Below are 7600 nucleotides of genomic sequence, written 5' to 3'. Positions count from 1 at the left end.
TAAACTCATTGGCTTCGACCTATCGCGCTCTCAGCTCTACATGGCCATGCAGGGAGACCATTGGCAGCTTGCGATCCTGCCTGCAGTTTTTCTGCATCTTAATCCCAGAGTGAGGGGGCTGATTACATCCCACGGCAGAGCAAAGCTGCCAGGCCTGGCCAGAGCCTCCCAAAAAGGTCAGCTCCCGCCCTTGGGAGGCGGCACCCGGAAGCCACTTGGCAGCTTCTCGCCCTGGGCAGCCGCTTCCAGCGCCGCTAGGAGGAAGGCTTCGAATTGACGCACCGCCCCTAGGTCGAAGTACAGGTGCGTTTTGGCTGCTGCTACAGCCTTGCTGGCAAAAGCGAGGCAGCGTTCTTGGTCACGAGCAAAAGCAAGGGCTGTGGGCGCATAGTCCTCGATGGAGGGGGCAATAGGCGCAATCTCGGCGATCCCCATCTGCTCGTAGGCTGCTGCCACAAAACGCCCACGGGCAAAGCGCCCAGGCCAGGTGACAATTGGTTTGCCGTAAGCCATGGACTCGTAGAGATTGTTGCCTGAGCCGAAATGAATGGGATCCAGCAAAACATTACAGTGGACCACCAAAGCCATGAAGCGATCAAGCGGCTGGTACGGCAGGAAGCAGACCCGTTCGTTGAGGATAGGGGCACTCTTTGCCCAGCGCGCCCTGAGCTGCTCGCTCCAAGCCTTGATGGGGAGCTCAATCATGACAATGTGGCCCTCGGGGTCGCCCTCAGCAATGGCTGCTAGCACCGCGTCGAAGTCAGGGTGCAGCTTAAACAAAGCTTGAGGGCAGCCGTAGAGCCGGCCGTGCTCTGGCAGGCCCAGTTCTGTGCGGGAGGGAATTGACGTTGGCAAGCTGAAAAGTTGGTAGCAAAAGGGGAGGCGGGTAAAACGCACCAAGCGCTCACTGTAGTAGGCTTCTGCTCCTTCCGGTTCCATCGGCGCATCTCCCCCTAGGAAGTAATCAACTGTATCGATGCCGGTGGTATCCGGATGGCCGTAACTAACCATCTGCACAGGCGCAAGCCGCGCATAGGCCAGAAAGTAGGTGGATGGCCACATGCCAATGTCGGGGTAGAAGAGGGCATCGAGTTCAAGGGCTGCAACTTGTGCTTGCCACTGGGGAAGTCGACCGCTGAGGGTCACCGTTCGGTCGCAAGCAGCTTCCAACCTAGCTCGCAGTTGGTCACGCTTGGCTTGTGGTGGGTAGATGAGGATGACCTCAAAGCGGGAACGGTCAAGCTGAACCAGAAGGCCCTGGTAGAGCTTGCCGATGGTGTGGTTGACAAGCAACTGGGAGCAAAAGCCAACCCGGATGCGCCGACCTGTAGGGAACTGCCAGCGGGCAACATGCGGCGCTTCAAAGTTCAACTGCGGCGCCTTAGCCCGAAAGAGCCGACAGAGACCTTCCATGAGCGCTCGGTCGTCGGCGTTGTGGTAGGCAAGGTAGAAGAAAAGAGCGCCGCTGAAGTATTGGGTTGGGTCGGTCAAGGTTCCAGGCAGGTCCAGCAGAGCGTTAAGGCCCTCCCGATAGCGAGCTCGCCAGTGGGCAATGGCCGCTTGGGACTCGGGGATGGCTGGTAAGTGAAGCCGACCCGCAATCTGGGCGGCAAGGATCCGCTCGGCCGCATCGGAGGGCTGGGGTCTACATTGGCGAGCCGCCTGTAACACTTCCTCAGCTTCCCCATCCTTTCCTTGAGCTGCCAAAGCAAGGGCCAAAGCTAGATGGGCGTCGAAGTGGTGCGGCTTTTTCTGCAGGGCAAGGCGCGCACAGCTTTCTGCTTCTTGGAGTTGGTCAGAAAACTCGTAGACTCCTACCTTTGCCAGGAGGCTCTCAACAAAGTGGGGACAAAGGGTTAGGGCTTTGTCAAAGTAATCCAGCGCCTTGGGAAAGTCATGGTTAACTGCGGCCAATCGTCCAAGCCAGTAGAGTGCTTCTACCCGCTGTGGGTTGAACTGCAGTGCCGCTTGGTAGGCGCTTGCAGCTCGCTCCCCTTCGCCACTTCCCAACAGCGCACTTCCATAGCTGACCCAAGCGTCGGCATAGGTTGGGTTAAGCTCAATTGCCCGCAAGGCAACCGCTTGCGCTTCAGGCCATTTGCCAATCTCTTGCAACAGAGCTGAAAAACTGCTGTATATCTCGGCATCCTTGGGATAAGCCAGCAGTGCCTGCCGGAAGAGAGCTTCACTTTCCTCATAGCGCTCTTGGTCCTGAAGAGATACGGCCAGGGCAAGCAGGGCCTCGCGCTGATTGGGCTCAATGGCAAGAGCCCGCCGAGCTGCCTCTTCCGCTGCCACTGCCTCCCCCTGTGCCCAGCGCACCTGGGCAATAATGGCCCAGGCCAGGGCAAGACCTGGGTTTTTGGCAAGTAGCCGCTGGGCTTTTTCCAAAGCAAGGGCTAGGTTGCCACTGTTGCAGGCAGCTGCTGCTTCCTGTAGCTCGCTGGCTTCTTCCTCGGTGGGGGGCTGCGTTGCTGGCAGAGGGTCAGGAGAGGGAGCTTCTCCCTTCAGGGTGGCGGCCGCTAGCCGCGCAGTTAGCTCGACAACAGCGGGCCCTTCCAAACCGTGGGCGCACGCTTCGGCAAGAACCCGCTCGGCCTCCCCGTATTCACCACACTCCAGCAGGGCTTCAACCAAAGCTAGCCAATATTGACCAACCGTTGGATTGGCGCTGACTGCCGTCATCAAATGGGACAGTGCCGACCGAGGCTGCCCCCGCTGACGGGCAAGTTGGCCCAGAAGGTGGTGGGCGTAGTGGTGGCGGGGGGCAACCTGCAGGATGGCCCGATAGAGCCGCTCTGCTTCTTCCAGGTGCCCCTGCTGGTGGTGGTCAATAGCTTGCTGCAGAAGGTTGCTTAGCTCCATCATCGGCCCTCTAGTTTGGGCAAGGCATAGGGATGAGCAGAATGCCAGTAGTCGACTAGTTGCCCTTGGTGCTCGATAAGCACCTGCTTGGGCTCTATCCCAAGCCTAGCCATCTCGGCAACAATGTCAGCGGCGCGCCATTGGGTTGGGATGATGACCACGTCTGGGGTCTGCGTTTTCAGCTCCTCTGGGCTGACAATTTGCTGGCCAACGCCGGCAACATAGGTGCCAACTTTGTTTGGATCGGAATCGACAACCCAGGTAAGCCAATTGGTCTTAACCCCAAAGTGGTGCATGAAGGCTGCCCCTTTCCCCGTGCCTCCCCAGAGGGCAACTCGCAGGCCACTGTTAGCCAGCTCTTGAAGCTGGGCAGCAATTTTGCAGCGAGCCTCTTGGCTGCCTTGCTCAAATTTGGCTGCTGCTTCAGCCCGGAGCCGCCAGGCTAGCGGTAGCTGCAGCTCAACGATGGCCAACACCACTTCCCCATCGTAGGCGTGCCACAAGCTCACAATTGCACCGACGCGCTGTAGCAGGGCACGCAGCGACTCAGTGCTAAACTGCTGGGGGTGTTCGTAGTAAAAATCCACCAGTCGCCCTGTGGTAAAGACCCGGTCGATACAGGGCACTTCAACAAGCAGGCGCACAGTCTTTTTACAGCAACCTGCAGCCCATGCCAACTGCTGTAGGAAGGCTGCTGGTTGGCCAAAGTGCTCCAGGACATGACGCATCACCACCAGATCCGGCTGGAGGTGCAGCAGATCTTCAACAGGGTCAAAAAGCCGCGCCTCAAATTGAAACTCACTGGGGAAGTCGTCCGGTTGGTGAGGGTCAAATCCAATGTACCGCCCTTGCCGGCGAGCAGCCAAAGACCGCAGAAAGTGACCACAACCGCAGCCAATCTCAACCACGGTTGGGTTCTCAGGTAGGCGGGTCAGCACCTCATCGACCAGTTGCGCCAGATGCCGGTTCCACAAGACCCCGGCGTTGAACATGAGGTTCGGCTGACTGCCGTACGGGACATCCTCATAGCGGAAGGCGCGATTCCAGACATGGCCACAGGCGAGGCACTGCACAAAGTCAAGCCGATAGGGGGGCATGGCCCGTGCCTCCTCTTCAGTACGTGGCCAGCCCAATGTGGCAAGTGGCGCAGCCCCTCCGTCAAAAAAAGGGTGAGCCACTGATTCGCCACAGGCAGGACAGGGATCCGTATAAAGAGGAGTCATGCTCTACACTTACTCGAGCACAGCATAAGACATGCACGTCGCGTAAGGGAAGCGAAAGAGACGGAGATTGCGGAGGCCCAGCACCTCGATCGTTGCCAGTGTTTCACCCGGAAACTGACGCATGTTGAGCTCATCGAACAAGATCACAGCTCCCCTTGGCATGCGTGGCACAAGCAACTCCAGCGCTAGCTTTGTCGGCTCGTAGAGGTCGACATCGAGATGCAGCAAAGAGACAACCAGATGGGGGTTATCTTCAAGATACTTGGGCAATGTAACACGCAGATCGCCCTCAACCAGCTTTAGTTTTGGTATGTGCCCTAGAAAGCGCGTCAAATCATGGATGGACGCGGCACGCATAATGTCGTTGGCCATGTCGCTTTCGACGGCGAAGCCACCGAGGCGGGTATGTTCAGAGACTGCTTGGCCTCTTAAATCGACTTCGGACACTTCTGGAAAGCCAGTGAAGGTGTCAAAGCCGATGATCTCGCGCAGGTAATTGGTTGGCTCGAAGATTGAGCTTAGGTGATACCACGTCATGAGGCTGGCGCCACGGGCAACCCCCATCTCAACCACTGAGCCATGAACATGCAATTGCTTTTGGAACACCTCGGCACGCGCCAAAAACTTGGTCAGGCTTTCCCGTGTGACATATTTGGTAAAATTCTCCAGCTTGACGTTGGCACTGCCCGGGCTTTCGGCCCAGTAGCGCTCCAGTTCTGCCAGGCACCTGATATTGGCTTCGCTTTGGTTAGATGACTCACGGATCATACCGCTCAATGGATTGCCATTGCCGCTCATGGGGCGTTCTCCTTTCTGGCAAGTGCTCTCCGTCCTTCTTCTGCCAAATCCTCCCAGCGCCAGCCTCGTTCAATAAAGAAAGGATCGGTCAGATCAGTGTAGCGCAGCGAAACTGCGAACCTTACATCCTCACTGTAGTTCAGGTTGGCCGAATGCGGCAATAGTCCGTCAAAAAGAACCAGGTCGCCCGCCATCAGTTCGAGCTGACGCTGTTCCTTAAGCGAAGCAATGACTTCTGGCGGAAGCGTAATCCACTTGTTCTTTCCACTCAGTGCCTCATTGTGGGCGTGCGGCATCAGGCCTCGCTTGTGCTCGCCAGGTGCAACCATCAACCCGCCATTAAAGGCACCGGTATTCTGTAACGGAATGTAGGCCACTACGTGATATGGGCCGTAGAAACGATCCTGATGCCAGTAGGCAACATGCCACTCGTGGCCAGGCATGCTGATGATCATGATCAGGCGGGGATGGATGGCAATGCGCTCGCTGCCCAATACTTCCATAACCCAACTGGTGAGCAAACGGCTACTTGCCAGCTCAAACATCCAAGGCCGCCGATTGACCTCCTCGTAAATCCAAGACTGCGCCTCTGGCTTGGCTCTCCAGAGAGCGATTCAGTGAACGTGACAAACGACGCACAGGGTCACTTTCTTCACTTGCTGCAAGGCCAAATCGTTTAAGCTGGGTAGCGACCAGCCAGTGCAGGTCGTCTGCCCATTCATTCAGCAAGACAGGCGGAACAAACTGGGGAATATGGCAATAGCCAAGTTCTGCAAATTGCTCCTTGAGTCGCTTCATTTTCACCCTCGCTTATCGTAAAGTCTTCCAAGCCTCTACTGCCTCCTGGGAGAGAGTGCCGGCATAGTAGCCCTGAATCGGAAAGCAAAACGGTTGATCTTCAGCAGGCTTGCGCAGAACACAGTAAAGCAAGGCGTTTTGGCCAATCTGGTTTTTAGTGACCAGTTCGAGGATATCCTCGCGTTTCCATAGCTGTACGAACTTCAGTGGATTATACTCGACGTAGAGATAGGCCATTATCGTGTAGCTGTTTGCCTGGGCTAGATCCCAGAAAAAGGTCGGCTGCACGTTGTAAAAACCGTGATCGAGCCAGCCGGTAAATGGCAGACCGTGGATCATTAGGCCACCAGGCAGCGTGTAGTCGTGTATGGTTTTCATCACCTGGGCAATATTGAAGATGTGCTCGGCTGTGCCAAGGTTAAAAACAGCATGGTAACGCTGAGGCAACTCGATAGGGAAATTGAGATCCAGCTTGAGAGCTGCCTCCGTGCCATGAAGATCCACCGCTGTCATCGAACGTGGCTGCCAGAAGGTGCGCCAAAAGACCTTGGCGATCTCGAACAGCATTCCAGGGCGCTTAGCCTGAGTAATTTCATCAAGTTGACGGAAGAGGGCAGTACGTTCTTCCTCTTTGGCAAAGCGATAAATGTCTTGGCCAAGCTGCTCGACAGCCACGTCGCCGTACCAGTTGGCCTCGCCCAGTTCCAAACAGTCGCCTCCAAGCGGAATAGCGTTTTGTTGCCGCATTTGGCTAAATAGAACGTATTCGATGGCAGTGATAGCCATGGATCTCTCCTTGTTTAAAGGAAGTTGCAGCAGCGGCATGGCTCTACCTGCAGACGGTTGTCCACCGTCGCGCGCAGTCGGCGATAGCTTGGGCTGTTGTAGATGTCGAGGACATGCTGCTCCCGAACGTTACCTATGGGGTAGCGTGCCTGGCCATCGGCGCAACAGTGGGCTACCACACCCGTTGCCGTGATTGATATGTCAAACCAGCGAGTGCAGGCTATGGGCGGTGCCGTGGGAGGCGACACATCGACCTGGCCAAGCCAGTTCATGCGCGGAAAAATGCTAACTTCGAACAATGGATACGTTGTCCTTACCCAGGTAATGAAATCCTCATCAGCTGCTGTGCCGTCTCCAACACGGGATAGCACAATGCGCATTGGCAAGCGTCCCTCAGCTTTTGCTTTGTGAAGTCTGTCCAGGCTTTCGCGAGTCCGTCTGTAGGGCAACTTCATCGTTGCCTCGTATTCGTCTGGGCGGTGATCGTTGAAGCTAACCCACAGGTAACCAAGATTGGGAAACTGTGTTAATCGTTCCACAATCCGCTCGTTGATGAGGGAGCCATTGGTAGTCAAGGTGATGGTAGCGTGCGGTAGCTCAGACTGAAGATATGTAAGCAAATCGAAGATCCGTGTATCCAAAAATGGCTCATTAACCTTAAAAGGACTTAATTGAAAGCGATGAAGACGCGGAATGTCTTTGAGGTCATTGACAATTTTTTCTATTAGAGAATCATCCATCTTTGCTCCCTTTCTTTCCAGTGAAGAATAGGGACAAAAGTTGCAGGCAGCGTTGCAACGTGCCATCGTTTCCAGATGGACATGAGCTGGAAAGTCAATGTATGAACTCTCCCGCATCGCCAGAGCTCTGCGCTGATAGTCCAGCAAGTTCGGCGGAATTGTGCTCATCTCACTGTCCTTCTGCAGCATGCAATTGTCTACTCATTAAAACATTGCAACAGGCTCCCCCGTGTGGGCGCTTCGCACCCCTAGCAGGAACGCTGCTGCCTGCGGTAATTCTAACCTAGAGAACTTGTCCGAACTATTCCCTCTGGAGAGCCATGAACTGGCAACACCTCTTCACTCGCGCTTTTTGGGCGGCGACCCTCGCCAGCTTGTGCCTGCCGGGAG

7 protein-coding genes are annotated in these 7600 nt (G+C 55.9%); all 7 read right to left on the bottom strand.

The window, feature by feature from the left end:
• Nucleotides 1-177: 177 nt before the first annotated feature.
• Genes NW806_RS10835 through NW806_RS10805 form a run of 7 tightly spaced genes read right to left on the bottom strand, consistent with a single transcriptional unit; the run spans nt 178 to nt 7378 of the window.
• Nucleotides 178-2868 carry a tetratricopeptide repeat protein gene (locus NW806_RS10835; RefSeq protein ID WP_414411113.1) on the bottom strand — a complete coding sequence of 897 codons (2691 nt, stop codon included), beginning with the start codon at nt 2866-2868 and terminating at the stop codon, nt 178-180.
• Nucleotides 2865-4088: a class I SAM-dependent methyltransferase gene (locus NW806_RS10830; protein WP_414411112.1), complete on the bottom strand. Its 1224-nt coding sequence runs from the start codon at nt 4086-4088 to the stop codon at nt 2865-2867. The genes NW806_RS10835 and NW806_RS10830 overlap by 4 nt, the downstream gene beginning before the upstream one ends.
• Nucleotides 4089-4097: 9 nt before the next feature.
• Complete coding sequence (locus NW806_RS10825) at nt 4098-4886, bottom strand: TylF/MycF/NovP-related O-methyltransferase (protein ID WP_414411111.1); 789 nt, start codon at nt 4884-4886, stop codon at nt 4098-4100.
• Entirely contained in the window at nt 4883-5431 is a 549-nt protein-coding gene (locus tag NW806_RS10820) for a phytanoyl-CoA dioxygenase family protein (protein ID WP_414411110.1), read from the bottom strand. Before NW806_RS10820 ends, NW806_RS10825 begins: the two co-directional genes overlap by 4 nt.
• Nucleotides 5424-5684 (bottom strand): hypothetical protein, encoded by a 261-nt coding sequence (locus NW806_RS10815; RefSeq protein ID WP_414411109.1) that lies wholly within the window; start codon nt 5682-5684, stop codon nt 5424-5426. The genes NW806_RS10820 and NW806_RS10815 overlap by 8 nt, the downstream gene beginning before the upstream one ends.
• A gap of 12 nt (nt 5685-5696) precedes the next feature.
• Nucleotides 5697-6470, bottom strand: coding sequence for a hypothetical protein (locus tag NW806_RS10810; protein WP_414411108.1), 774 nt, complete (start codon nt 6468-6470; stop codon nt 5697-5699).
• A gap of 14 nt (nt 6471-6484) precedes the next feature.
• Complete coding sequence (locus tag NW806_RS10805) at nt 6485-7378, bottom strand: radical SAM/SPASM domain-containing protein (protein WP_414411107.1); 894 nt, start codon at nt 7376-7378, stop codon at nt 6485-6487.
• Between the last annotated feature and the right edge of the window lie 222 nt (nt 7379-7600).

The sequence above is a fragment of the Synechococcus sp. W65.1 genome (assembly GCF_047461615.1).
Classification (GTDB): domain Bacteria; phylum Cyanobacteriota; class Cyanobacteriia; order Thermostichales; family Thermostichaceae; genus Thermostichus.
The sequence above is the reverse complement of the archived record's forward strand: the minus strand, read 5'-3'. Positions and strand labels throughout refer to the sequence as shown.